This window comes from Exiguobacterium sp. s161, assembly GCF_018619045.1.
Classification (GTDB): domain Bacteria; phylum Bacillota; class Bacilli; order Exiguobacteriales; family Exiguobacteriaceae; genus Exiguobacterium_A; species Exiguobacterium_A indicum.
The window spans coordinates 637,695-663,927 of the sequence record NZ_JACSNH010000001.1 but is presented as its reverse complement, the minus strand read 5'-3'; the positions used below and the strand labels follow the sequence as shown (position 1 = coordinate 663,927).

The following is a 26,233-nucleotide window of genomic DNA, read 5'->3' as shown; positions in this document are numbered from 1 at the left end:
TTAGAAGACAACCCGAGCCGTTGCATTTAACTGCAAATTTTTTTAGGAAAACAATGACCGACAAGAATCATCTCGGTATAATGGTTCACAGATAGGAGTGAATCATGATGGATGCTACACCAAAACAAACACCACTTTTCGGTATCGAATTGATCCGAGATTATGTGCTGACCGATCTTCTCGGATCGGATTATCGGCAAGTCATCTACTGGGCAGGTAAACGTCTAGCACGTCAATTCCCTGTCGTAGATGAATCTGAATTAGCCTCATTTTTTGAACAAGCAGGTTGGGGAACGCTCGAAATCAAGAAACGTAAAGGCACGGTCGTCTTGTTCGTGCTGTCTCCTCCTGATACGACGAGAGATGAACGACCACATGGATACTTCCAACTCGAAGCCGGTTTCCTCGCTGAACAGTTCTCCCGTTTTAACGGATGTGTCGCGGAAGGATATGCCGAGTTAACTAAAGAGCTCGTTCAAATCACGGTCCAAATCGATCCTAAAGATCCACTTGAACCGCTCAAGTGAAATTTACATAAAACGTGACAGGAATCTTGATTTTCAACATCGAAGTAGATTCATGAAACTTTTTGCAGTAAGTGCTCGTAAAGTCATTCGTACACAAATCGCAAGGAGGAACTTCACATGTTCAAAAAACTAGCAGCAGATTTAACGGGATTCAGTGATATCGGACAAGTCATTCATCCTGATGATTTCGACAAAGCAGCCGCTGACGATTATGTCTTACATGAAGACGGCGAGAAAATCTACTTCTTGATCAAATCTAAATCTGACGAGTATTGCTTTACGAATCTGGCTTTGATTCACCTCGATGGAGAAAGTGCCGTCAGTTCAAAACGTGTACTCTACCGCTATCCGTATGCACATTATCCGATTCGCCACGTCATGTTCGAAACGGCGGGAACGGTCGATCTTGATGTCGAGATCAAATTCGAGATCGGTGGCAAACATTATTCGATCGACGTCGATAAAAAACAACTCGAACATGTGAAAGATCTTTACAAAACACTTCTTGCCATCGCTGAAAAACAGTATGAAGGACAAAAGATGCTCGAGTTCGCGAACAGCTCATTGAATCATTCGGTCACGATTCTCGGCGGACTTCGTCAAGGTGATATGAACGTACCGCAAACATTCAAGGAGTTGTCTGAACAATCCTTCGAGTGGCTACAAGGTCACTACCATCAGTGGAACCAGCGTGACTTTGGTTCATACTACGAAAAGTACATCAACAACTAATCACTAAAAAAGCCGCCCTCTTCAAGAGGACGGCTTTTTTCATTCTTCATTCGCTTGACTTAAATATTCAGCGACGGTTTCCGCTAACTTGACAGGTAATCCTGCTTCCGCCAACTGTTCGATCGTTGCGCGTCGCAAGCTGCGCATCGATCCGAAATGACGAATCAACTGCTGGCGTCGTTTCGGTCCAACTCCTGGAATCTCGTCGAGCAAGGAACGGGTCATCCCTTTCGAGCGGAGCGAGCGGTGGAACGTGATTGCAAACCGGTGGACTTCATCTTGCATGCGTTGGAGCAAATAAAACGCACTCGAACGCGGACTTAGTTCAATTAACTGTGCTCCTTCTCCAAACAACAATTGACTCGTTCGGTGTTTGTCATCCTTTTTTAATGACCCGACTGGAAGGGATAAGCCGAGTTCATCTTGAATGACTTCTAAAGCAGCATTCAACTGTCCAACTCCTCCGTCAATCAGGACGAGGTCCGGAAGGCGCGCTCCTTCAAGTAACAATCGTCGATAACGCCGACGCACGATTTCTCGCATCGATTCATAGTCGTCCGGTCCTTGGACTGTTCGAATCTTGAATTTTCGGTATTCCTTTTTAAGTGGCTTACCGTCTTCAAAGACGACGAGTGCCGAAACGGCGTCTGCTCCTTGAATGTTCGCATTATCGATGATCTCGATCCGGGACAATGGATGAACGTCAATCGCATCGGCGAGTTCTTCGACTGCTTGAACGGTCCGTTTCTCGTCTTTCGCTAACAACTCGAAGCGTTCCGAGATCGCATTTTCAGCATTCTTCGTCGCTAAATCAAGTAATTTCCGTTTTGATCCTCGGACCGGAACGTGAATTTTAATCGATAGCGCCTCTTTGAGTAACAACTGATTGACGAGTGGCGGTACATAGACTTCACTTGGCTTGATGTTCTTTTCGTAGAACTGGACGATGAAGCTCTCGAGCTCTTCTGCCGGCGTACCATAGATCGGGAAGAGCGAGACATCGCGCTCGATCATCTTTCCTCCACGGAGGAAGAACACTTGGACACACATCCAGCCTTTATCGACATGAATCCCGAATACATCACGCGACGTCAAATCTGCTGTAATCATATTCTGTTTGTTCATGATCGATTCAATCGCTCGAACTTGGTCGCGCAATTCTCCGGCACGTTCGAATTCCATCGTCTCGGCTGCTTCCGCCATCTTGTGCTTCAAGCTTTCAACGAGTTCCTTCGTGTCGCCCGACAAGAACCGTCGGATTTCCGATACGAGTGCTTTTTGTTCCGATTCAAGATTCGGGATTTCACATGGGCCGAGACATTGTCCAATATGATAATACAGACAGAGTTTCTTCGGCATCGGCTGACATTTACGTAACGGATATAAACGATCTAACAGACGTTTTGTTTCGTTCGCTGCATACGCATTCGGATACGGACCGAAGTAATGACCGCCGTCCTTTTTTAACTTACGTGTCGTAATCAATCGTGGATAGGTCTCATTCGTAATTTTCAAGTACGGGTAAGATTTATCATCCTTCAGCATGATATTGTATTTCGGATCATGTTTCTTAATTAGTGTCATCTCAAGCAGCAACGCTTCGAGTTCACTGGCTGTGATGATGTATTCGAAATCACGGACTTCCGCGACGAGACGTTCCGTCTTAATATCATGTGCTCCCGTGAAATAGGAACGGACACGATTCTTGAGATTTTTTGCTTTTCCGACATAGATGACTTCTCCGAATTCATTTTTGTGCAGATAACATCCTGGCTCATCAGGCAAAAGGGATAGTTTCGCTTTGATATGTTCTTGATGTCCCAAATAAATGTCTCCTTTCACCGTTTTTAGTTTTATTCGTTCGGGTAAATACCATACATTGATTATGACATACGGAGGATGAAAAATGCGTACATATGATTGCATTGTGATCGGAACAGGTTCCGCTGGAAACCAAGCGGCTTATAAATTCGCTGAAAAAGGACTACGTGTTGCCATCGTGGAGAACTTCACTCCAGGTGGCACATGCGCACAACGTGGATGTGACGCAAAAAAAATCTTACTGACGGGTAGTGAGACGAAAGACGCTGTCGAGCGATTGCTCGGATACGGCGTAAAGGGGCTGATTTCGATTGATTGGCGCCAATTGATGGAGCGAAAGAATGAATACACACGCGCCATCCCGGAGCAAACACGAAAGCGGTACGCGGAAACGGACATCGACTATTTCCATGGAGAACCGCATTTCGTGTCTTCACATCGCCTTCGAATTGGTGAAGACGAAATCGAAGGGAAACAGTTTTTAATCGCAACCGGTCTAAGACCTCGCGAATTATCTGTACCCGGTAGTGAGCGTTTCATAACAAGTAATGAGTTTCTTGAACTGAAAGAACTTCCACGCCGACTCGTCTGCATCGGTGGCGGTTATATCTCGTTCGAGTTCGCCCATCTCGCTCGTATTGCTGGCGCAGACGTCACGATCGTCTTACGTTCTAACGCCTTAAAACAATTCGAGAGCGAATTGGTCGATGTGCTGTTAGAAGCCACACGGGCACTTGGTATCTCGATCATCAAAGAAGCAGAGGTCGTCGCTTACGAAGAGCAGTCCCTTCATTTATCGAACGGTGACGTCTTGAAGACGGATGTCGTCTTGAATGCGACTGGACGTGTCGCAAGTATCGATCAGCTTGGTCTCGAAGCAATTGGCGTTGCCCATAATGAAAAAGGAATCCATGTCAATGCGTACCTTCAGTCTTCCGTCGAACATATCTATGCCGCAGGGGATGTTGCTGTCAGCGGGAATCCAGCGTTGACGCCGTTTGCTGGAACCGAAGGACGACTCGCTGCCGATAACATGCTCGAAGGGAACAATCGGAAACTAGAGCTGCTCCCTGTACCTAGCGTCGTATTCACCGCGCCGAACCTCGCACTCGTCGGTGAGACGGAAGCTGCATTGAAAAAAGCAGGTATTCCTTATCGTGGTCGCTTGATTGATACGTCCGCTTGGCAAACGAACGCACGGATCAAGGACAGTTTCGCTCGGGCGAAAGTGCTCGTCGGGGAAGATGATCAAGTCCTTGGCGCACACTTCATCGGTGTCAATGCAGCGGAACTAGCAAACTATTTCTCGTTTGCGATGCAACACCGGATTCCAAGTACTTCGATGCAACAGACTGGATTCGCTTACCCGACACCTGCTTCAGACATCGCTTCGTTATTCGAGGATTGACAGGAGGCTTTTGGATGATTCAATACGGCTATACGATTTTATACGTTGAAGATACTGCACGGACGCTGACATTCTATCGAGACGTTCTTGGACTATCCGTCAAGGCGGAGCACGGCAGCTACATCGAGTTCGAGACCGGTCAGACGACACTCGCCTTCAATACGCGTGAAGACGTGCAACAGTTGATTCCGGATTACATGATACCAAGCGGAAAAACACAACAGACGTTAGAGATTGGTTTCATCACGGATGACGTCCCTACTCTATTTCAGAAGGTGGTGGAGGCAGGATATGAGACCGTCCTCGCGCCTGCACAAAAACCATGGGGGCAAGTCGTCGCCTATGTCCTCGACCCCGATGGTCACCTGATTGAACTTTGTACGCCAATGTAATCTAAAAAAAACAGACCGTTCTGCCTGTGCAGAACGGTCTGTTTTGATATGCAGGAAAGAATTAGTTAGATGTTTCAACGAATTCTTTAAGTGCGTCTTTTGGCATGAAGCCCATTGTTTTGTTGACAGGTTGTCCATCTTTGAAGAGAACGAGTGTCGGGATACTTTGAACTTGGAATGCTCCAGCTACTTCTGGGTTTGCATCTACGTCGACTTTGACGATTTTTACATCTTGCATGTCAGCATCGAGTTCTTCAAGAACAGGTGCGAGCATACGACATGGTCCACACCATGTTGCCCAAAAATCAACAAGGACGAGTCCTTCTTGTGTTTCTTCTTTAAATGATTGGCTAGTTGCGTGTACGATTGCCATTGATCATAACCTCCTAATGAGTAGATCGACCCGGTAAAAAAATGGGTGATCTCTTTATTGATTCGAGTATATCATAGCAGTCTCTTCCAACAAACGAAACTGCTCACGCGAAAAATCTGCAAAAACAACCGGCACCATGATAATGGCACCGGTCTTCAAACTCATCCGTGAACGAGCATTTTTTTGAATTCAGCTGTCAATAGTGGCACGACATCGAACAAATCACCGACGATGCCATAGTCAGCGACAGAGAAGATGTTCGCTTCCGGGTCCTTGTTGATCGCAACGATCACTTTGGCATTTGACATCCCTGCTAAGTGTTGGATCGCACCTGAGATCCCACACGCGATATAAAGATCCGGTGTAACGACTTTACCTGTCTGACCGATTTGAAGCGCATAGTCGCAGTAATCTGCATCACAAGCACCACGCGAAGCACCCACTGCTCCTCCGAGGACATCTGCTAGTTCTTGTAACGGTGCGAAGCCGTCCGAACTCTTGACGCCTCGTCCACCTGCGACGATGACTTTTGCCTCTGACAAATCAACGCCGCCTGTTGCTTTGCGTACGATGTCTGCGACGATTGTCCGTAAATCCTTCAGTTCAACCGTAACCGACTCGACCGTTCCTTGTGAACTACCTGCTTCGAGCGGATCGATGTTGTTCGGACGGACTGTAAAGAGTGTCTTGCCTTCTGCGACTTTGACTTTTTCAAATGCTTTCCCCGAGTAGATCGGGCGAATGAATGACGCATCTGCGCCTTCCCCTTCAATCGCCGTCACATCACTGATCAAACCGGCTTGTAGTTTTGCCGCGATCTTCGGTGATAGATCCTTGCCGAGCGACGTATGACCGAAGACGAGCACGTCGGGTGACGTTCGATTCATCAACTCGAGGAAGACTTGTCCATAACCGTCTGGCGTGTAGTGTAAAAGACGCTCATCCTCGACGACGAGGACTTGGTCCGCTCCGCGTGATGCTAGTGCATCCGCATCCTTTGCGACATCGTGTCCAATCAGGACCGCGATGACTTCATCCGCGACACGTCGCGCTGCTGCGATTGCCTCAAACGACACATTCCGTAAACTGCCGTCCCGTGATTCTGCGAGTACTAATGCTTTTGTCATTCGTTTCTCCCCCTTAGACCACTTTTGCTTCGTTGCGTAATAATGATGCGAGTTGCGCGACTTGCTCGTTCAGTTCACCTTCAAGGATCTTACCAGCTGCTTTGTTCGGTGGTAAGAAACGATCAATCGTCTCTAGACGTGGTGCGAGTTCGTCTTCATCAAGTTCAAGATCATCGAGTTCGAGTTCTTCAAGCGGCTTTTTCTTCGCCTTCATGATCCCTGGCAGACTCGGATAACGTGGTTCGTTCAATCCTTGTTGCGCAGTGACGAGTAACGGAAGCGTTGTTTCGATCGTCTCCGTATCCCCTTCAGCGTCGCGTGTCACGACAGCTTTCGTACCGTCGAGCTCTAGTTTCGTGATCGTCGTCACGTAAGGGATATCAAGTAGTTCTGCGACGCGAGGCGCCACTTGACCACTTCCGCCATCGACTGCGACGTTCCCGGCGATGACGAGATCAACCGTTTGTTCCTTCAAATAACCAGCGAGCACTTCAGAAATCGTGAAATGATCTGCCTCTTCGATATCATCTTCAATCGAGATACGAACTGCTTGATCCGCTCCCATTGCGAGTGCTGTTCGTAATTCTTTGTCCGCATCTTCCGGTCCGACCGTCACGACCGTTACCGTTCCCCCTTGTGCATCACGAACACGAATCGCTTCTTCTACCGCATACTCATCGTATGGGTTAATGATGAACTCAGCGCCATCCTCATCGATTTGACCATTCTCGAGTTGGATTGCTTCTTCCGTATCGAATGTGCGTTTCAACAGTACATAGATTTCCATCTCATGCTCCCCCTTGTCGTCTATTCACCATCATCCTTTGTATCCGCTTACATAGTTGTTGTCATGAAAAGGGCTTAACTCAGCCCTTTGATCAACATCCGATGAATCCCGTCGCGTGTCTCAAGCAACTCATATTTGAATCCACTTGCCATCCAGCTCGTCACGACCTCATCGATTGTTCCGAAAATCATCTGACGTGCTAATCGATAATCCAGATCGTTTGAAAACTCACCTGTCGTCATCCCGTGCTTAACGACCCGGTCAATCAGATGCAAGTACGGCTTTAAGACGGCGGCAATGTTTTGGCGCATGTCTTGATTGGATTGACGTAGCTCGATTTGCGTGACGACAGCCAAATCATAATCAACGGATAATTGCTCAAGATGTGCCTCGATCAATGCGGCCAATTGTTCTGTTGCTGACGTGTGATTCGCGATTTGTCCTTCGGAATATTCGATGAAGCTTCCCATTTTCGCTTGGAATAGCGAAATCAAGAGATGTTCTTTATTCTTGAAGTACAGATAGATCGTTCCATCCGCAACCCCGGCTTCCTTTGCGATGGCAGTCACTTTCGCTCCATGGTAGCCGTTCTTGGCGATGACTTTTACGGCGGCATCAATGATGCGGTCACTCTTTGACATTGTTCGTTTCATTCCACTATCTCCTAACGCATAAAATGAATGATGGTTCATTCATATTTATTCTATCATGTCATTTTATCCTGTCAACTGCTTTCTTCGAGTTGTTTGGCACGTTCTTCTTCAACGAGAACACGGCGGAGAATCTTACCAACGAAAGTCTTCGGTAACTCTTGCCGGAATTCATACTGCTTCGGCACTTTGAACGATGCTAACTGCTTGCGACAGAATTGATCGAGTTCTTCTTCTGTGACCGTCATCTCATCCTTGACGACGATGAACGCCTTGACGGTCTCTCCGCGGTAGACATCCGGAACACCGATGACGACCGCTTCTTTAACGGCTGGGTGTTCATATAGGATTTCTTCGACTTCACGTGGATAAATGTTGAATCCAGAAGCAATGATTAAATCTTTTTTCCGATCGACGATTCGGAAATAATGATCCTCACCGATATATCCAAGGTCTCCCGTATGCAACCAACCGTTTCGCAGAACAGCTTGCGTATCTTCTGGTCGTTTCCAGTATCCTTTCATGACTTGCGGACCTGTGACGATGATCTCACCAATCTCACCTGGAGCAGCCGGTGTCTCTCCGTCTGCTTGGACAATTTTCGCTTGCGTATCGGGTACCGGAATACCGACCGTTCCAGGAATCCGACGATCCCAGATACAGTTCGTATGTGTCACCGGACTCGTTTCAGACAAACCGTATCCTTCAACGATCCGCCCACCCGTCAGCGCTTCGAATTTTTCCTGCACTTCGACTGGTAGTGGAGCTGAACCAGAAATACAGGCTTCAATCGAAGAGAGATCATACTTCTTCAGCTTCGGATGATTCAATAGACCGACATACATCGTCGGAGCACCTGGGAACAAATTCGGTTTTTCCTTGTGAATCGTCTTGAGTACCTGTTCGATATCGAATTTTGGAACGATGATTTGTTCATAGGCATTAAATATGCCGAAATTAAGGTTACACGTCATGCCATAGACATGGAAATAAGGAACGACTGCTAACAGCTTCCGTCCATCTCCTCGATTGTATTTATAGAACCAGTTGTCGATCTGTTCGACGTTTGCACTCAAGTTAAAGTGTGTCAACATGACACCTTTGGGTGCGCCTGTCGTTCCACCCGTATATTGGAGAACCGCGACGTCCTCCTTCGGTTGAATCGCGACTGGTGTAATCGGTTCATACCCCCGCAAAGATAAAAACGGGATCGAACCTGTCGTATCAATGATGATGTTGTTATCTTTCCGTGCTTTAATCGGATAGAGTTTATTTTTAGGGAAGGGAAGGTAATCCGCGATACTTGTCGTCACGACGGTCTTGAGTGTCGTCGACGCCTTGACACGAGACGCTTTCGGATAGAGTAGATCGAGCGTCACGAGTAGATGTGCTCCTGAATCGACGAGAATCTGTTCAAGTTCACGGTCTGTATAGAGTGGGTTCACTTGGACGACGATACCACCTGCATAGAGAACAGCATAATAACTGATCATATACTGGGGACAGTTCGGTAACATCAGTCCGACGCGATCCCCTTTTTTTAGTCCATGCTCTTGTAATAGGCTCCCAAGTGCGCGGGCCTCGTCACGTACTTCACGAAACGTCATACGTTTTCCTAAGAAACTCAAGGCACGTTGTTCTGGAAAATCAGTCGCTGCCTCATCGAGTGCCTGATAAAGAGGTAATTCTCGATAATCAATCGATGCGGGTACTTGCTCGGGATAATCAGATAACCAAACGGATTCCATACGTTTCCCTCCCTGATAATGAATTACTATTCATTTTTATTATACGTTGAATCGAATTCGACATGCCAGTAAAATCCAAAAAAAGAAATCAAATCTGATTGTTTTTTTCGATTCGTTCAATTAGAAATCATCATACAAAAAAGCAGCACCACCCTTTCTCGTTTCCGAAAAAGAAGCAGCACTGCTTTTTAATAGACATCACCGGGATGGATACGTAAATCCTTCACCAATGACTTCGCGCACTTTATGAATGACGACGAAGGCGCGGGGATCCGCTGCTTCGACGATCTGTTTCAACGGTGCCAGTTGTCGTTTATCGACGATCATATACAACATATCATTCTTTTGTTTCGTAAAATGACCGTGACTGTGGATGACCGTCGCGCTACGACCGAGCGTCTCTGTCAGGATCGTCGCGATCTCCTCTTGGCGATGACTGATGATCGTGACCGCTTCGCGGACATTTAATCCTTCGCTGACGAGATCAATCAAGTACGAGCCGATGATGATTGCAATCAACGTGTATAGCATCGTCTCTTCTCCGAATAGGAACCCTGATGCACCGACGACCGCGACATCGATGATAAACATCGAGACCGCGATACTGAGATTCAAGTATTTATTCATCAGTCGAGCGATGATGACTCCGCCGCCCGTCGTTCCTCCAGCTCGAATGACAAGACCAATCCCAACACCAATCAGAATTCCCGCATAGATCGTACCGATTAAACGGCTATCTGATGATGTCGCTAGACTAGCAGTCGAGGAGAGGACAAATGATGTGACGGCGACCGAAATGACGGAGTAAAGCATCGTCTTCCGGCTGAGGAATCGATAACCGACGACGAACAGCAAGGCGTTCGCAATCAGGGAAACAAGTCCAGTATCCCAGCCATAGAGGTAGTAGAAGATGACCGTGATCCCGATCAATCCACCTTCAGATAAATCGTTCGGAATCGTAAAGTAGTTGATTCCAAAGGCGAGAATCGCAGACCCGATGATGACCCAGAAGATGTCCTTCCAAGAAATCAATTGCATCGCCTCAAAAGCACGGCGTCTCGTTTCTGTCGTTGTTGATGTTTTTCTTACGTTCATATGCGTTCCTCCTTTTTTGATTAGGCGTGGCTTCCAATAAAAATTCCGTACTGAAACGATGTCAGTACGGAATGATCACACGGTAAGACCGGTTCTTTTAATTAAATACAATCCAAAGGATACCGACGACCAAAAAGGCAATCGAAACCCCGAACATGATTTTCGCTAAACGTTCTAACACGGATTCACCCCACTAACGCTGATCCGATGACGTAGGACATGCCGATCGATAAGGCACATGAAATAATGCCGACAGCAATGTTGCCGTTCTCGATTTCACGGTCTACCGGCAAATTCGGTGTCAGGAATTCAAAGATCCAGTATGTCGATATCAACAGTAAGAAGCCAAAAGCACTTTCAAGAAATATCGACCCGACCCGTTCTTCCCCTTGAACAGCGAAATGAACGATATTGGCGAGTCCGATGATTTTTCCACCTGTTGCTAACGCAACGGCGATGTTGCCACTCTTGATATGTTCCCAGTTTTTATACCGGGTTGTCAACTCAAAAAGTGCAAGTCCTAAAATGATCAGTAATCCCGCGACCGAATAGAGCGCTGTCGTGTAGACATAGACGTTCTCAAAAATGTTCATCCTGCTTTCCTCATTTCAGTTCGATGATCGTCACACCGTGTCCGCCTTCACCTTGACCGCCTAAGCGGTGACCTTTGACGTGACGATGACCTTTCAAGAATTCTTGGACACCTTGACGCATCGCTCCCGTACCCAGACCATGGATGACACGAATGTGGTCGTAGTTCGATAACAAAGCTTGGTCCATGAAGCGTTCGAGCTTCGATAATCCTTCTTCAACACGGACGCCACGTAAATCCAGTTCAGCTGAAGGCGCCGATTGTTTCGTCACACTCGTACCACCAGAACGCCCTTTTGTTTGAGGACGTTTTGGAGTACTGCCGATCTTCGCGAGATCTTCCGGTTTGACGTTCACCTTCATGATGCCGACTTGAACGGTATACTCGCCGTTCGCCTGTTGGTTGATGATATAGCCTTTTTGATTAAAGGTCGTGACTTTGACTTCTTCCCCTTTATCAAAACGTGGCGTTTGATCGTATTTCGCTTTTACTTTAGCGATCCGTTTCTCTTGCAGAATCGGCTTCGCATCTTCAAGTTTTTTACGTGCCTCGATCAGTTCATGCTCTTTGACGGCACCAGCATCACGCAATTCTTTCAAACGTTTAATGACGCCTTCAGCCTCTTTTTGGGCACGTTCGACTGCACGTGCTGCTTTCTCTTCCGCTTTTGCCAGAATCTCATTTTTCTCTTCCTGAATCTCTGCTTGTTCTTGCTCGAATTGCTCACGCTCTGCAACGAGTCGTTTCTTCTCTTCTAGCAACTGAGCCTCTAACGTTTCAGCACGCTGTTTCGCTTCTTCCAGTCGTTCGATCATCGTTTCGACGGATTGGGCGTCGCTACCGATTTGACCACGTGCCGCGTCGATGATCCGGTCTTCAAGTCCGAGACGTTTTGAAATCTCGAACGCGTTCGAGCGTCCCGGTACACCGATGAGTAAGCGATACGTCGGACTGAGTGATTCGACATCGAATTCCATCGACGCGTTGACGACTCCTTCTCGGTTATAGCCGTACGCTTTTAATTCCGAATAGTGCGTCGTCGCTGCAACGCGTGCTCCGCGGCGTTTCACTTCATCAAGAATTGCAATCGCCAGGGCAGCCCCTTCTGTCGGGTCCGTTCCCGCACCCAATTCATCAAACAGCACCAAACTCATGAAATCGATTTTCTCCATCATCGAGACGATGTTCGTCATGTGCGAGCTGAACGTCGACAAGTTTTGTTCAATCGACTGTTCATCCCCGATATCGGCATAAATCGCATCGAAAACACTGAGCTCCGTCTCATCTGCTGCCGGTACGTATAGTCCTGATTGCACCATCAATTGCAAAAGACCGATCGTCTTTAAGGTAACCGTCTTACCACCCGTGTTCGGACCTGTGATGACGAGAGATGTAAAATCGCCACCTAGCGAGACAGTGATCGGTACGACCTCTTCTTTTGGAATGAAGGGATGTCGTGCTTCCTTCAGAATGATATGGCGATTTTCATTCAAGCGTGGTTCGACCGCTCCAATCTGATGACCGTACAATGCTTTCGCCATGATGAAATCAAGTTCTGCTAGTACATCGAGATTGATGCGCAGCGAGTCGCCGACACTCCCGACAAGTGCTGATAATTGTGCGAGGATTCGTTCGATTTCAGCTCGTTCTTTCAAACGCGCTTCTTGGATCTCGTTGTTCGCAGAAACGACGGCTTGTGGTTCGATGAACAACGTTGCACCGGACGCCGACTGATCATGAACGATCCCACCGAACGCTTGACGATATTCTTGTTTGACCGGGACACAGTAGCGATCATTTCGCATCGTCACGATGGCGTCAGATAGCATCTTCGCTTTACTACGTAAGACACTATCGATTTTCGAACGAACTTGTCCTTCAAGCGAACGCAACTGACTCCGTAACGCTCGTAATTTATCACTTGCCGAATCTTGAACAGTTCCCTGATCGTCAATGGCATGACGAATTCCCTGTTCGATCTCAACGAGCTTCGTGATCTGTTCGATTCGACTGTCGAGTCGTGGTAATCGTAGATCCGGATGATCCTCATGCAATCGTTCCTGGAACGCCTTCACTTGACGTCCTGAATAGACGACGTCTGCGACGGATAGAAGTTCACTCGTCGAGAGGACCGAACCAATTTCTGCTCGTTTCACTTCACTGCGGACATCTGTCAGTCCACCGAACGGATAACGGTCACGTAACCGATAAACCGTCGTTGCTTCCGTCGTGACAGCCAATAATTCCTTGACCTGCTCGAACTCTTCCGCTGGACGCATCGCTCGAACGAACTGTGCTCCAAGTGAGCTTGCTGTGAACGATAACATGTTTTCTTTTAACTTCTCATATTCTAAGACGCGTAATGCGTTGGCATTCATTTAATCCACTCCTAAACGTTTTCGACCGAAGAAGGCAAGTGCTGCTTCAGCGCTCCACGTATTGATGACATCAGACGCCTCCAAATAGGCTTTACGTGCATGGAGGACTCCAAGTTTCATATCTTCTAACATTTCTGGTCGGTGTGTATCCGTATTGATTAAAATTTTCACACCAGCAGCCTTCGCTTTTGCTAGGGAACTTGCCGTCAAATCGAATCGTGCCGGGTTTGCATTCATCTCAAGCGCTGTTCCTGTCTCGGCTGCTAGTTCGATCAAGCGATCGACGTTAACCGCATAGCCTTCTCGTCTACCGATGATTCGTCCTGTCGGATGGGCAATCAGAGAAACGTAAGGATTACGACACGCATTCTCAAGCCGTTGCATGATCTCTTCTTCCGTCTGATCGAATTTCGAGTGAATCGAGGCAATGACGTAATCCATCTCTTTTAAGAAATCATCTTCATAATCGAGCGACCCATCAGGTAAGATATCCATCTCGACGCCACATAAAATCGTCATCTCGGGATGTTTCTTGCGTGCTGCTTCAATTTCGACCCGTTGCGCACGTAGACGCTCTTCCGTCAATCCATTGACGAACTTCATATATTTACTATGGTCGGTGATCGCCATCCATGTATACCCTCGTGCAGCACACGCATCGACTAGTTCTTCAACAGATAATGTGCCATCTGACCATGTCGTATGCATGTGCACATCTGCTTGAATATCCTGTTCCGTCAAAAGGCGTGACAAATCCTGCTCGAACTCTTGACGCCCTGCTCGTAATTCAGGTGCGATGAACGGTAAGTCGTACCGCGCAAACAATTCTTCTTCCGTCTTCGGCTGCACTAACCCGTTCTCCGTCTCGACACCATATTCAGAAATGCTCTCTCCCTGTTCTTTGGCAAGTTGACGCATCCGGACATTGTGATCCTTCGAACCCGTGAAGTGATGTAACGTTGACGCGTACGCCGCGTCATCGACGATTCGGAAATCAACCGCGATATAATGGACGTCTCGTTTTAAGACGAGTGATACTTTCGTGCTGCCGGCAGCAATGACTTCATCGATGAGCGACAGTTCCAATAGTTGCTCCTTGATCCGTTCCGGTTCGTTCGTCGAGAGGATGAAATCAAGGTCCTTGCACGTCTCTTCTGCTCGGCGGAAGCTTCCACCAACTTCGAAGCGAATGATTTCATCGAACGACGCAAGGGTCTGATTTAATTCCGTAACGACCTTCCGCATGACACCATACGGTAATCGTTCCGGTCGTGTTTCAAACGTTTCGAGCGCTTTGACGTACTTTTCGACCGTCTTCTTACCGAATCCAGGCATCGTTTCGACTGTACCATCCGCTAATTTCTCTGCAAAGGAATCCGCATCAATGACGCCGACTTCATGCAATTTAGCAAGTTTCTTCCCACCAAGACCTGGGATCTTTAGTAAAGCGATCAGTCCTTCCGGTACTTCTTGTTCGAGTTCCGTCAGTGCCGTACTCGTTCCCGTTTCCCGGTACTCCTCAAGAACAGCAGCCGTTCCTTTACCAATCCCCTTCATCGCCGTGAAATCGTCGATTGCCATGAAGTCAGCATCCGATGCCTCGAGGATACTTGCTGCTTTTCGGAAAGCATTGATCTTAAACGGATTTTCCCCTTTAACCTCTAGATAGACTGAGATTCGTTCTAAGTGACGCATTGCATCTTGAATCGTACGCATGTGCAATTCTCCCCTCAAAAAAAGCTCCCATTTAACGGGAGCATGTTTATTTTATCAATCCAACTTTGTCCATCAGCCAATTCGCAAGGAGCGGTGTATGTTGGATGATGAAACTTGCCAAACTCGAGTCTGCAATGGCATCCTGTATCGACTGAATCGGAACGAATGCTGCGAGGAACAAGAGTAAGAAAATGAAGATGTACATCTCGATAAAGCCAAAGACGCCACCTAATAATCCTTTGACTTGTTTTAAAATCGGAATGTTCGTCAACGAATCAAACATCGATAACAAAATCGCTAAGATGATTTTTGTACCGAAGAACAGGACGACGAACCAAAAGGCTTTGTAGAACACCTCATCGAGTCGTGCTGAACTTGGAATTGCGAACATCGTCAAGTCGATTCCCGCATCATCCAGTGTCGACGGATATGGAACCCACAAACGGAATTTCGTCGCCAGTTCCTCATAGAACGACAAGGCAACGATGAAGGAAATGATCAGGCTGAGCAAATGCCCGGCCTGCAATACGACTCCCCGTCGGACACCCGTCATGACGCCTAAGGCGAGAAGTAATAAGATAACGAAAGAAATCATAGTTTATAGTTCACCCAAATTCTTTTTTATTTTTACGTAATCACTACCAATATTAAGCGCCGCTAGGACGGCGATTTGACGAACGTCGAGTTGTGGTGCTTGTTCTCGGATTTCTCGAATTTTCGTATCGACGAGGAGACCCACTTCGCGTACGTGTTCTGGCGACTCCGTTCCGACAATCGTATAATCATTGCCTGCGATATGAATCGTCGTCCGGTTCAACCCTTCTGAATCAGCCATTTTTCTGTCCTCCTCATACTTTGCTTCTTTCATATAGTACCATCATTTTCGTTTTAGGAAAAGAAGTCCCCCATCGGTCTTAAGGATGGTATGCTTAATCCCGGAAAGGGAGGTTATCTCGTGGGAACTACCGTTTTACGCTTATCTAAAGAAAAGCAAGACCTCGTCATACAAGAGTTTAAACAAGGACAGACGAAGAGTCCACCGTATGCCCGCTTCGCCGCTAAAGTACCCGGATGTGTCATCACGATTTACAATTCTGGAAAAGTGATGTTTCAAGGAACCGAAGCCGAAACCATCGCTTCACGCTTCGGTACGGCTACACCGACTAAATCGAAGGAACCACTTGTTTCAACGTTACCGAATGGTTTTGCAGAATGGTCCGTCGCTGGCAGTGACGAAGTTGGAAAAGGCGATTTCTTCGGTCCACTCGTCGTCGTCGCTTCCTTCGTTGATCGAAAGCAGATTGCACTTCTTCAGGAACTCGGTGTTCGGGACTCCAAGCACTTGAATGACACGGAGATTCGAAAGATCGCCCGTGATCTCCATGCTGTCATTCCGTACACATATCGTATCCTACACAATCCAGAATACAATCAGATGCAACGAACGATGACACAAGGAAAGATGACTGCCTTGATGCATAATGATGTACTCGAGCGACTTCTTGACCAACTGGAGACGAAACCAGAAGCGATCTTGATTGATCAGTTCGCTGAAAAGACCGTTTACTACAAACACTTGTCTGGTGTCGTCAATCCCGTTCGAGAAAATGTCTACTTCTCGACCAAGGCGGAGCAACTTCATGTCGCCGTCGCTGCCTCCTCGATCATTGCTCGCGCCATCTTTTTGAAGGAGATGGACAAGTTGAGTGAAACAACAGGTGTCGTCATTCCGAAAGGTGCTGGTGCCAAGGTCGATCAAGTCGCTGCCTCACTGATTTTACGTTATGGAGCTGACAAACTTCGTGACTGGACGAAAGCCCATTTTGCGAATACGAAAAAGGCACAACAACTAGCTGCGAAACGAAACCGACCATGACCTTAACGGAATGGTCGGTTTTTTTAAATGACGGACTCCCCTTCAGACAGTCGTTCTAATTCCGCAAGAAGTATGTGTTTTTCATTAAAAGGAATCGTTTTTGTACCGATTCGTTCTACCTCATCATGACCTTTCCCGACGATGACGATGCGTTTCCCTTCGTGCGCCAGATGCGCTGCTTGTACGAGCGCTTCGTGACGGGATGTATGACACCCTACCAACTGTTCACGTGGAATATCGACAATTAGCTCTTCGATGATTCGATCCGGATTCTCTGTCCTCGCATCATGGACCGTTGCGATGATGTGTTCACAATATTTGCTTGCAATCCGCCCCATCTCCGCTCGTTTCGTTCGATCACGCTCTCCAGCTGCACTTAAAACGACCGATAGCGATTCTCCGGAAGAAGTGAGTGCCTGTAAACATTTTTCTAGACCATCCGGTGTATGGGCATAATCGATATAAATCTCACAAGGTGCCCAGTCCAGTCGTTCAAGTCGTCCTTTCGGCAATTCCAGTTCTGGAATATGACGAATCAAATTATAGAGATTGGCATCGCCTGCCCGCAATAATCCCATCGCCGCCGCTAAATTCGCTGCATTGAATTCACCTAGTAAAGCTGTCGGCACACGCGTCGTCGTCTCGTCGATCCGCACATTGACGGTGTCTGTCAACCATTCGACCGCGATCTGTGACGTCCGATGTGGTTGCGTCGTATACCAGATGACAGGTTGTAAAGGCGCGGCTTCTCGCATGACGCGACTCCAACCATCTTCTCGATTCAAGACGATAGTCCGACCATTTGACGCAGCGACTTGTTGAAACAACAACGCTTTCGTCTTGGCGTAATCCTCCATTGAATGGTGGTAATCCAGATGATCATGCGTCAGGTTCGTAAATGCTGCCGAGTGGAAAGACACTCCCTCGACTCGACCTTCGGCTAGTGCGTGAGAAGACACTTCAATGATGCAATCCGTCACGCCTTTTTCAACCATTTCATATAACAGTCGATGTAAGATGATGGCTTCAGGCGTTGTATTAGGCGTCTCAATGAGTTCCTCGTCAATTCGTGCACCGACCGTGCTGATCATGCCGGCTTTCACACCTGTTGCTCGAAAGAGATCATACGCCAATTTCGTCGTCGTCGTTTTTCCGTTTGTTCCGGTTACACCGTAGACACGCATCTTTTGACTCGGTTGATCGTAAAAGCGATTCGCGACTTGACCTGCAAGTCGTTTCGTATCCGGCACGGTAATGACGGGAATCGGGCAATCCGGAAACGATCGTTCAGCTAAAATCGCCACAGCCCCGTTCTCGATTGCCTGATTGATATAATCGTGACCATCAACTGTGTAGCCGTTGATACAGATGAATAATCCGCCAGGTGTGATTTGTCGCGAATCGGTTGCGATATTCGTAATGAGTGGATTGATTGCTTCCTTTATAGTGAGTGGTAATAGTTCATTCAGAAGCTTCGCTAGTCGATTCATGATGTACTCTTCCCTTCTTGTCTCTTCTCTATGTCAAGATGAATTAGTGAACCAATCACAAAAACAGTCGTATCCACTGTTTCAAGTAAATCAAATACTCTTTTACGGAAGATACCCGCTTTAAGACCTGCTTAATCTTTTATCATGCTAGAAAATTATTCTCTTCAATGCTCGAAATGAGTGTTTCTTCCCTTGCACCTCTTAATCAGCTTTGATACACTCTTAAAGTTAACTAGTTAACTAAAAGGAGAAATAGGATGCTTTACACACAAGAAGATGTACTCGGACAACTATCAAAAGTCTCACGTCTCGTAAAACGAGAGATTGATGCTACCTTGCTTCCCTACTCGTTACATACGGGTCAATGGGCACTAATAAAAGCAGTTGCATTACTACAACCTGTCTCACAAGTCCAACTGGCCGATTACTTAATCATTGAAAAACCAGCTGTGACGAAAACCGTCTCACGTCTTGAGACGCTTGGTTTCATCACTCGGATAAAAGAAGGACGAACACACTTTGTCTCATTGACACCTTTAGCCATTGAACGGTTCGACCAAATCGATGCTGCGGTCCAAGAGACCCACCAACGCTTACTCGCCTCCTTCTCCCTCACCGATCAGCAACAGCTTGGTGAGTGGATGACGCACCTACTTACTCTACATCGACAGGAGGAATCTTCATGACCACTCGGTTATTCTCGCGTCATTACGTCATGACGCTGATCATTAACCTATTGCTCTTCATCACGTTTTATCTACTTAATGCCTCACTTCCTTTACTCGCTGCTAAACAGTTTCCAGTCTCCGCTTCAGCACTCGGGTGGATCGTGACGAGTTTCATCCTGGCAACCGTCTGTTCTCGTCCACTGATCGGTCACTGGTTAGATCGTTATGATTTAAAGCGTGTCTTGATGGTTTCTGCAAGTCTCTTTACATTAATGAGCCTCTGCTACTTGCTTGTCCTACCACTGGAATCATTCTTCTATTTAATCGTTATTCGTATCATCCACGGGTTTAGTTTCGGAATGTTATCTTCTTCGATCAGTCTCGCCGTTACGACATTGATTCCAAAAACACGTCAAGGTGAAGGGATGGGCTATTTTGTCCTATCGATGAACTTGGCATCCGTCCTCGGTCCTGTCATTGGTCTAACCTTTATTCAAGAAAAAGCATTCGTTCTGTACTTCGTGACAGTTGCTGCCCTAGCAGTCATCGCCTTGTTGTTAATGATGCGTCTACCGCTGACAAGTCAACATATTCCAAGCACGTCCGCGTTTCGTTTAAGTCAGTCCCTCTTCTTATCACGTCCGCTTTTGTTGATAGCAACTCTGTTGGCAGGCGTTGCGATTTCTAGTACATCAGCGTTTATCTCACTGTATACGGACTCGATCGGACATGTCGCATATGCTTCTTATTTTTATGCATTAGTCGCTCTCGGGATGGTCGGGATTCGACCGATTGCCGGAAAATTGTTTGATCAGCGAGGAGCTGCATTCGTGTTGTTACCATCGTATGTTCTTTATATGATAGGCTTTGTCATTCTCGGCATGTATCCTTCGTTTGCCGGTTTATTGACTGCTGCCGTCATCATTGGTATCGGTTCTGCGTCCATCTTCCCAGGTCTTCAAACGGTCCTTTTGAATTTCGCACCTCCTGCACAGAAAGGGAAAGCCATCTCGACCTTTTTCCTTGCTTACGACACAGGCTTCGGAATAGGTGCCTTGATTCTCGCTACAGTCGCAAACGGTATCGGCTATTCCAATATGTTCTTGTCCTGTAGTCTGATCGTTCTCGTAAACGGTCTACTGTATTTCACCTTTACGAAACGACAAGCTGCGTCATCTGAAACAGAAGAACTTGCTTCTTGAATCTGTCGTCAAACGAAAACAGCCGCCTTCCTCTGAAAGGAAAGCGGCTGTTTGTTTATCCTGATTATGCGCGAAGTTCCGCATTGAATGTTTCTTTCACTGCATCTACGACTCGCTGTTGCGCTGTCGTGATTTCTTCATCGACTAACGTCCGTTCTTTGTTTTGATAACGGAGGGAGAACGCGAATGATTTTTCATTCTCTCCGACGTTCTCACCCGTGTAGACATCGAACAATTCGATCGTCTGAAGAAGTGGACCGGCTGCTTCCGTCATGACATCGACGATGGATTGCGCCGTCACTGATTGCTCGACGACGATTGCTAAGTCGCGTGTCATTGATGGGAAACGTGAAATTTCCGAGTAGACCTGCTCTTCTTTCGAACGTAGTGCCATTGCCTCTAATTCGAAGACGTACACTTCTTTTAGACCATACTGTTCTTTTGACAGACCAGGATGCACTTGACCGACGAATCCAATTACTTCTCCGTCAAGCAGAACGCGCGCCGTCCGTCCTGGGTGCATCGATGGAATGCTCGCTGCCTCGAACGTCAACGTGACACCGACTGCAGATGCGAGTGTCTCGACGATTCCTTTCATGACGAAGAAATCCGTTTTGACGAGTGTTCCGTGCGCACGATGTTGTTCTGACACACCGACTGCGACGCCACCGATCATTTCTTGTTCGATCGGAAGTGTCTCAAGTGACGCATCCCGTTGTAGATAAACACTACCAAGTTCATAAAACGCGACATCGGCATGCTGTCGTGCGACATTATGCTGCGCGACTTCAAGGAGTCCCGGAATGAGGGACGTCCGAAGTGTCGAACGTGCTTCACTGATTGGCATCGCCAGTTTAACCGGATGCAAATCTTCCCGTTCATTGAATTGCATCGCGCGTTGTTCGCTCGTCAATGAATACGTGATCGCTTGCGAAAGACCCGCTCCCTGCAGTGTCCGGCGTAAATGACGACGGTGGATGTTCCGTTTTGGTAAGAAACCACGGCTCGCTTCAGACGGTAAGCTTGAAGTCAGGGCATCATATCCATAAAGACGTGCCACTTCTTCCGCTAAGTCAGCTGGAATTTTCAAATCTTGGCGACGAGTCGGTACGCTGACTGTCAAGGCATCACCCGATAATTCAACACCGAGACCAAGACGTTCGAGTAACGTTTGCATGACCGTTCCTTCGATTTCCATACCAAGACGGTGATTGATGTACGAGACACTCGCTTCAATCAAGTGATCGTTAAGCTCGAGCGTTCCTGCTTGAGCGACACCAGCCTGAACCGTTCCACCCGATAGTTCAGCAATCAAAGCTGCTGCCCGATCGAGTGCTAACAAGACACGACGTGGATCAACACCTTTTTCGAAACGGGCACTCGAGTCCGAACGAAGCCCAAGAACACGGCTCGTCTTCCGGACAGAAATCGGTGCGAAGTAAGCTGATTCTAAAATGATCGATGTCGTGTTTTCATCGACTTCAGTATTCGCTCCGCCCATGACACCAGCAAGCGCGACCGGGCGTTCACCGTCTGTGATGACGAGCATCGAAGAATCGAGCGTCCGTTCAACTTCGTCGAGCGTCGTGAACGATTCCCCTGCGCGCGCTTGACGCACGACGATCCGTTTGCCGAGTTTCTCAGCATCGAACGAATGCAGCGGTTGACCTGTCTCGAGTAAGACGAAGTTCGTAACGTCGACGACGTTGTTGATCGGACGAATCCCGTTCGCGATCAAGCGGTTTTTTAACCAAGTCGGTGATTCTTGAATCGTGACGCCTTGAATCTCTCGTGCCGCGTAGAACGGGCAGTCCTCTGAATCAAGCGTCACGTCGACTGCCGTCGCAGTTTCTGCTTCGTTGACTTCAACGACCGGGAAAGTCGGTGTCGTATCGTAAAGCGCCGCCACTTCGTATGCGACACCATACATGCTGAGGCAGTCCGACCGGTTCGGCGTTAATCCAAGTTCGAGGATTTCATCACGTAGACCGAGTAACTCCAAAACGTCTTGTCCTGGTGTGACTGGTTCACGGAACGTATGGATCCCGTCCTGCTCATCTTCTCGGATATATTTCTTTTCGAATCCGAGTTCTTCGAGTGAACAGATCATCCCTTCTGAGACGACACCTCGTAATTTAGCACGTTTGATTTTAATACCTGGCAGGCGAGCTCCGACGCGTGCGACGATGACATCTTGTCCGGCTTCGACGTTGGGTGCACCACACACGATTTGGACCGGTTCGTCTTGCCCGATGTCGACCGTCGTGACATTCAATTTATCTGCTTCTGGATGTTTTTCTTTCGTTAATACACGTCCGACGATGATGTTGTTCAACGCCTCATCCCGGACATCTACGCCTTCGACTTCGATTCCGCTCTTTGTAATCAAATCAGCCAAATCTTGTCCTGATGTATGACTGACATCCACATATTCGTTCAACCATTGTTTTGAGACTAACATCTGCGTTCCCCCTTAAAACTGTTCGCTGAAGCGAACGTCATTCGTATAGAAGTGGCGAATATCATCGACACCGTATTTCAACATGGCAATCCGTTCGATACCCATCCCGAATGCGAAACCTGACATTTTCGTGCTATCATATTCGGCCATTTCGAGCACGTGAGGATGAACCATTCCAGCGCCCAGAATTTCAATCCATCCCGTCTGTTTACAGATGTTGCATCCTTTACCGCCACATTTGAAGCACGAGACGTCGACTTCGACGGACGGCTCCGTGAACGGGAAGAAACTTGGGCGTAAGCGGACTTCACGTGCTTCACCGAACATCTGCTTCGCGAAGGCTTCAAGCGTTCCTTTTAAGTCTGCCATCGAAATCGATTCTCCGACGACGAGTCCTTCGACTTGCATGAATTGGTGCGAATGCGTCGCATCATCTTCGTCTCGACGATAGACTTTACCTGGGCAGAGAATGCGGATCGGTTCACCTTTAGAAGCGATCATCGTCCGTGCTTGGACCGGTGACGTATGCGTTCGCATCAAAATTTCTTCCGTGATGTAGAACGAGTCTTGCATATCACGTGCCGGGTGATCCTTCGGTAAATTCAACATCTCGAAGTTGAACAGATCTTGCTCGACTTCTGGACCTTCCGCAATCGTATAACCGAGTCCGACGAAGATGTCTTCGATCTCATCCGTCACCTGTTGCAAGAGGTGCGCATGACCGACCTTTTTCGGACGTCCTGGTAACGTGACGTCAATTGCTTCCGCTGCCAGTTTCGCATCCATTTCTTGTTGTTTGACAGCTGTCAGACGTTGTTCCAATTGCTCCTGGATCGCTTGACGAACCGTATTTGCGATCTCACCGACAACTGGTCGTTCTTCCGCTGATAACTTTCCCATTCCTCGTAATACTTCTGTGATTGGTCCCTTTTTCCCGAGATACTTGACTCGGACGTCATTGAGATCTTTTTGTGTTGTTGCCTGATCGACTAATGTCAACGCTTCATCGCGTAATGCTTCTAATTGCTCGCGCATCTTTCCCACTCCTTTAGTTGAAGATATAAAAAAACGTCCCTCCGACAAATGCCGAAGGGACGATGTAAACACCGTGGTACCACCCTTGTTTGACTTTTCAATCGAAAAGTCCTCCAATTGCGCGATAACGGGCGCATCCCGTCACGATCTCTCGTGCGACTCCGGAGTGAATTCGGTTAGCAGATTCATGAAGCAGTTTTCAGTCTACGACCGCTTCTCCCTGATTGAATCGTTCCCTAACGTACTCTGTTCCATCAACGTCCATGATGTATTCCTGATGTTCACTTTAGCATGAACGCTTACCGGTTTCAATCCACGCTTGCAAAATGATAGAGCAAAATGCCAGCCGCTACTGCCGCATTCAATGACTCCGCTTTACCACGAATCGGGATGTAAGCACGCTCATCACAGTAAGAGAGCAATTCTGGCGCAACGCCTTGTGCTTCGTTTCCGATGATTAAACCGAGTGCATCCATCGGTGCGATCGTTTGATAAGACGTCGCTCCTTCTAATGCCGTGCCGATTACCGCAATTCCTTGTTCGTGCAGGGCATTGACTGCCTCTTCGAGTGGCATGGAGATGACCGGTAGGTGGAACAGCGATCCTTGCGTCGCACGGATGACTTTTCCGTTATAGACGTCAACTGTTCCCGGTCCGACGACGACCCCATCGAATCCAGCTGCGTCAGCTGTCCGAATCATCGTCCCAACGTTCCCTGGATCTTGCAGACGATCGAGCAACAAATAGCGTCCTCGCTCTAATTGTGCCGAAGCTTGTTTCATCTCACAGACAGCGAAGATGCCTTGCGACGTTTCCGTCTCAGCCAGTACTTTGATGACGGCATCATCAATCGTAAAGACATCGGCATTTCGTTTCCAAGAACCGGGTACTTGATACGATTCACGCACGATCAATTCCTTGACGATTCCAGCGCGAACAGCTTCTTCAATCAAGTGTTCTCCTTCAATTAAGAAACGGTTCGTCTGCAGACGTCCTTTTTTCGTTAAGAGTTTTTTCCATTGTTTAACGATTTCGTTCTTTGCTGATGCGATGTGCTTCATTGTTTTATTACCCCTCGTAGATCGCTTGGACAGTCTCCGCATCCAGACGTTTTGTCACAGCAACGACTAAATCGACGGCTGCTTCGAAATCGGCTTTATGCATGATTGAGACATTCGTGTGCAGGTAACGAATCGGTACAGTCAATGCAAGTGATGGAACACCTGTATTCGATAAGTGGAACTTCGCTGCATCCGTTCCGCCACCTGGTGTTAAGTCCAGTTGATACTTGATATTTTCTTCTGTTGCGACTTTCGTCACGAAATCGATCAATCCACGATGTGCGATCATCGTTGCATCGAACATGATGACTTGAACGCCTTCACCTAATTTCGACAATGCTTCACGATCGGTCATTCCTGGCGTGTCACCCGGGATACCTGTATCGACAGCAAAGGCGATTGATGGTTTGAGCAGGTGTGCGACGGTTTGAGCCCCACGTAATCCGACTTCTTCCTGAACAGTCGCTCCTGCGAAAATCGTGTTCGGATGTCCGTCTGCTTTTAAGCGTTTGATTGCTTCGATTGCGATGGCACAACCAATCCGGTTGTCCCACGCTTTTGCCATCAAGAAGTTCTCATTTTTCATCACAGTAAATTCGCAATGTGGAACGACCGTATCACCCGGACGAATTCCCCAACCGTCGACTTCTTCTTTTGATGAAGCACCGATATCGATGAACATGTCTTTAATGTCGACTGGCTTATTGCGCGCTTCCGGTGGTAAAACATGAGGTGGTTTTGCACCAATTACACCTGGAATGACTTCACCAGATGACGTCACAATATTCATACGCTGTGCCAAGAGGACCTGACCCCACCAACCGCCGAGTGGTTGGAAACGAAGGAATCCTTTTTCATCAATCTTCGTGACCATGAATCCGACTTCATCCATGTGACCCGCAATCAATACACGTGGCGCATCTTCGCCTGCGCCTTTATGTTCAGCAAAGAGGCTACCGAGACCATCCTGGTGGAATGCTTCTGCATGAGGTTCTAAATATTCACGCATGAGGTTCCGGACTTCTTTTTCGTTTCCCGGTACACCTGTTGCGTCCGTGAGACGTTTTAGCATATGTAATTGTTCGTTCATCTGA

General features: G+C 47.6%; 24 protein-coding genes. 7 read left to right on the top strand and 17 right to left on the bottom strand.

Features of this window, described 5'->3' with window-relative positions; all coding sequences use genetic code 11:
• Window positions 1-104: 104 nt before the first annotated feature.
• Window positions 105-527 (top strand): YslB family protein, encoded by a 423-nt coding sequence (locus KNQ14_RS03170; protein ID WP_235147587.1) that lies wholly within the window; start codon window positions 105-107, stop codon window positions 525-527.
• Window positions 528-644: 117 nt separating this feature from the next.
• On the top strand, window positions 645-1,259 hold the full coding sequence (locus KNQ14_RS03165; protein ID WP_023468990.1) for a PH domain-containing protein: 615 nt from the start codon (window positions 645-647) through the stop codon (window positions 1,257-1,259).
• A 39-nt stretch (window positions 1,260-1,298) separates the two neighbouring features.
• Here KNQ14_RS03165 and uvrC read toward each other — a convergent pair whose 3' ends face one another.
• The gene (gene uvrC / locus KNQ14_RS03160) at window positions 1,299-3,083 is read right to left on the bottom strand and encodes an excinuclease ABC subunit UvrC (protein ID WP_023468991.1); all 1,785 of its coding nucleotides are present in this window, start codon (window positions 3,081-3,083) and stop codon (window positions 1,299-1,301) included.
• A gap of 82 nt (window positions 3,084-3,165) precedes the next feature.
• On the opposite strand from uvrC, the gene KNQ14_RS03155 reads away from it, so the two are divergent.
• Window positions 3,166-4,488 (top strand): dihydrolipoyl dehydrogenase family protein, encoded by a 1,323-nt coding sequence (locus tag KNQ14_RS03155; protein ID WP_214859615.1) that lies wholly within the window; start codon window positions 3,166-3,168, stop codon window positions 4,486-4,488.
• 14 nt (window positions 4,489-4,502) lie between these two features.
• A complete protein-coding gene (locus tag KNQ14_RS03150; protein WP_055968739.1) occupies window positions 4,503-4,880 on the top strand; it encodes a VOC family protein in 378 nt (125 codons plus the stop codon).
• A 61-nt stretch (window positions 4,881-4,941) separates the two neighbouring features.
• Here the strand turns inward: KNQ14_RS03150 and trxA are convergent, their stop codons facing one another.
• The 11 genes from trxA to zapA form a co-directional block, all read right to left on the bottom strand.
• Entirely contained in the window at window positions 4,942-5,253 is a 312-nt protein-coding gene (gene trxA / locus KNQ14_RS03145) for a thioredoxin (protein WP_023468994.1), read from the bottom strand.
• 161 nt (window positions 5,254-5,414) lie between these two features.
• On the bottom strand, window positions 5,415-6,380 hold the full coding sequence (locus KNQ14_RS03140; RefSeq protein WP_050677630.1) for an electron transfer flavoprotein subunit alpha/FixB family protein: 966 nt from the start codon (window positions 6,378-6,380) through the stop codon (window positions 5,415-5,417).
• A gap of 13 nt (window positions 6,381-6,393) precedes the next feature.
• A complete protein-coding gene (locus tag KNQ14_RS03135; RefSeq protein ID WP_214859613.1) occupies window positions 6,394-7,167 on the bottom strand; it encodes an electron transfer flavoprotein subunit beta/FixA family protein in 774 nt (257 codons plus the stop codon).
• A gap of 74 nt (window positions 7,168-7,241) precedes the next feature.
• Window positions 7,242-7,820, bottom strand: coding sequence for a fatty acid metabolism transcriptional regulator FadR (locus KNQ14_RS03130; protein ID WP_214859612.1), 579 nt, complete (start codon window positions 7,818-7,820; stop codon window positions 7,242-7,244).
• A gap of 71 nt (window positions 7,821-7,891) precedes the next feature.
• Entirely contained in the window at window positions 7,892-9,565 is a 1,674-nt protein-coding gene (locus KNQ14_RS03125; RefSeq protein WP_214805255.1) for an AMP-binding protein, read from the bottom strand.
• A gap of 198 nt (window positions 9,566-9,763) precedes the next feature.
• Window positions 9,764-10,660: a YitT family protein gene (locus KNQ14_RS03120; RefSeq protein ID WP_214859611.1), complete on the bottom strand. Its 897-nt coding sequence runs from the start codon at window positions 10,658-10,660 to the stop codon at window positions 9,764-9,766.
• Window positions 10,661-10,845: 185 nt separating this feature from the next.
• On the bottom strand, window positions 10,846-11,253 hold the full coding sequence (locus tag KNQ14_RS03115; protein WP_023469001.1) for a DUF350 domain-containing protein: 408 nt from the start codon (window positions 11,251-11,253) through the stop codon (window positions 10,846-10,848).
• Between the two features lie 10 nt (window positions 11,254-11,263).
• On the bottom strand, window positions 11,264-13,630 hold the full coding sequence (locus tag KNQ14_RS03110; protein ID WP_214859610.1) for an endonuclease MutS2: 2,367 nt from the start codon (window positions 13,628-13,630) through the stop codon (window positions 11,264-11,266).
• Window positions 13,631-15,346, bottom strand: coding sequence for a DNA polymerase/3'-5' exonuclease PolX (gene polX, locus KNQ14_RS03105; RefSeq protein WP_064299526.1), 1,716 nt, complete (start codon window positions 15,344-15,346; stop codon window positions 13,631-13,633).
• A 46-nt stretch (window positions 15,347-15,392) separates the two neighbouring features.
• Window positions 15,393-15,941, bottom strand: a complete 549-nt coding sequence (locus tag KNQ14_RS03100; RefSeq protein ID WP_050677637.1) for a CvpA family protein — start codon at window positions 15,939-15,941, stop codon at window positions 15,393-15,395.
• Between the two features lie 3 nt (window positions 15,942-15,944).
• Complete coding sequence (gene zapA, locus KNQ14_RS03095) at window positions 15,945-16,181, bottom strand: cell division protein ZapA (RefSeq protein ID WP_029342308.1); 237 nt, start codon at window positions 16,179-16,181, stop codon at window positions 15,945-15,947.
• 120 nt (window positions 16,182-16,301) lie between these two features.
• Here zapA and rnhC point away from each other — a divergent pair, with 120 nt between their 5' ends.
• Window positions 16,302-17,222, top strand: coding sequence for a ribonuclease HIII (gene rnhC / locus KNQ14_RS03090; protein ID WP_214858136.1), 921 nt, complete (start codon window positions 16,302-16,304; stop codon window positions 17,220-17,222).
• A gap of 23 nt (window positions 17,223-17,245) precedes the next feature.
• On the opposite strand, the gene KNQ14_RS03085 is transcribed toward rnhC, so the two are convergent.
• Window positions 17,246-18,712, bottom strand: a complete 1,467-nt coding sequence (locus KNQ14_RS03085) for a UDP-N-acetylmuramoyl-L-alanyl-D-glutamate--2,6-diaminopimelate ligase (RefSeq protein ID WP_214859609.1) — start codon at window positions 18,710-18,712, stop codon at window positions 17,246-17,248.
• Between the two features lie 257 nt (window positions 18,713-18,969).
• Between KNQ14_RS03085 and KNQ14_RS03080 the strand changes: the two genes are divergently transcribed.
• Both KNQ14_RS03080 and KNQ14_RS03075 read left to right on the top strand, forming a co-directional pair.
• Complete coding sequence (locus KNQ14_RS03080) at window positions 18,970-19,398, top strand: MarR family winged helix-turn-helix transcriptional regulator (RefSeq protein WP_023469008.1); 429 nt, start codon at window positions 18,970-18,972, stop codon at window positions 19,396-19,398.
• Window positions 19,395-20,582: an MFS transporter gene (locus KNQ14_RS03075; RefSeq protein WP_214859608.1), complete on the top strand. Its 1,188-nt coding sequence runs from the start codon at window positions 19,395-19,397 to the stop codon at window positions 20,580-20,582. Before KNQ14_RS03080 ends, KNQ14_RS03075 begins: the two co-directional genes overlap by 4 nt.
• A 64-nt stretch (window positions 20,583-20,646) precedes the next feature.
• Here KNQ14_RS03075 and pheT read toward each other — a convergent pair whose 3' ends face one another.
• The 4 genes from pheT to KNQ14_RS03055 all read right to left on the bottom strand — a co-directional run bounded on the left by pheT (window position 20,647) and on the right by KNQ14_RS03055 (window position 26,229).
• Window positions 20,647-23,043, bottom strand: coding sequence for a phenylalanine--tRNA ligase subunit beta (pheT, locus tag KNQ14_RS03070; protein WP_214859607.1), 2,397 nt, complete (start codon window positions 23,041-23,043; stop codon window positions 20,647-20,649).
• A 12-nt stretch (window positions 23,044-23,055) separates the two neighbouring features.
• Complete coding sequence (pheS, locus tag KNQ14_RS03065) at window positions 23,056-24,078, bottom strand: phenylalanine--tRNA ligase subunit alpha (protein WP_214746565.1); 1,023 nt, start codon at window positions 24,076-24,078, stop codon at window positions 23,056-23,058.
• 308 nt (window positions 24,079-24,386) lie between these two features.
• Window positions 24,387-25,172, bottom strand: coding sequence for a TrmH family RNA methyltransferase (locus tag KNQ14_RS03060; protein ID WP_369792088.1), 786 nt, complete (start codon window positions 25,170-25,172; stop codon window positions 24,387-24,389).
• Entirely contained in the window at window positions 25,147-26,229 is a 1,083-nt protein-coding gene (locus KNQ14_RS03055) for a M42 family metallopeptidase (RefSeq protein WP_023469013.1), read from the bottom strand. The genes KNQ14_RS03060 and KNQ14_RS03055 overlap by 26 nt, the downstream gene beginning before the upstream one ends.
• Between the last annotated feature and the right edge of the window lie 4 nt (window positions 26,230-26,233).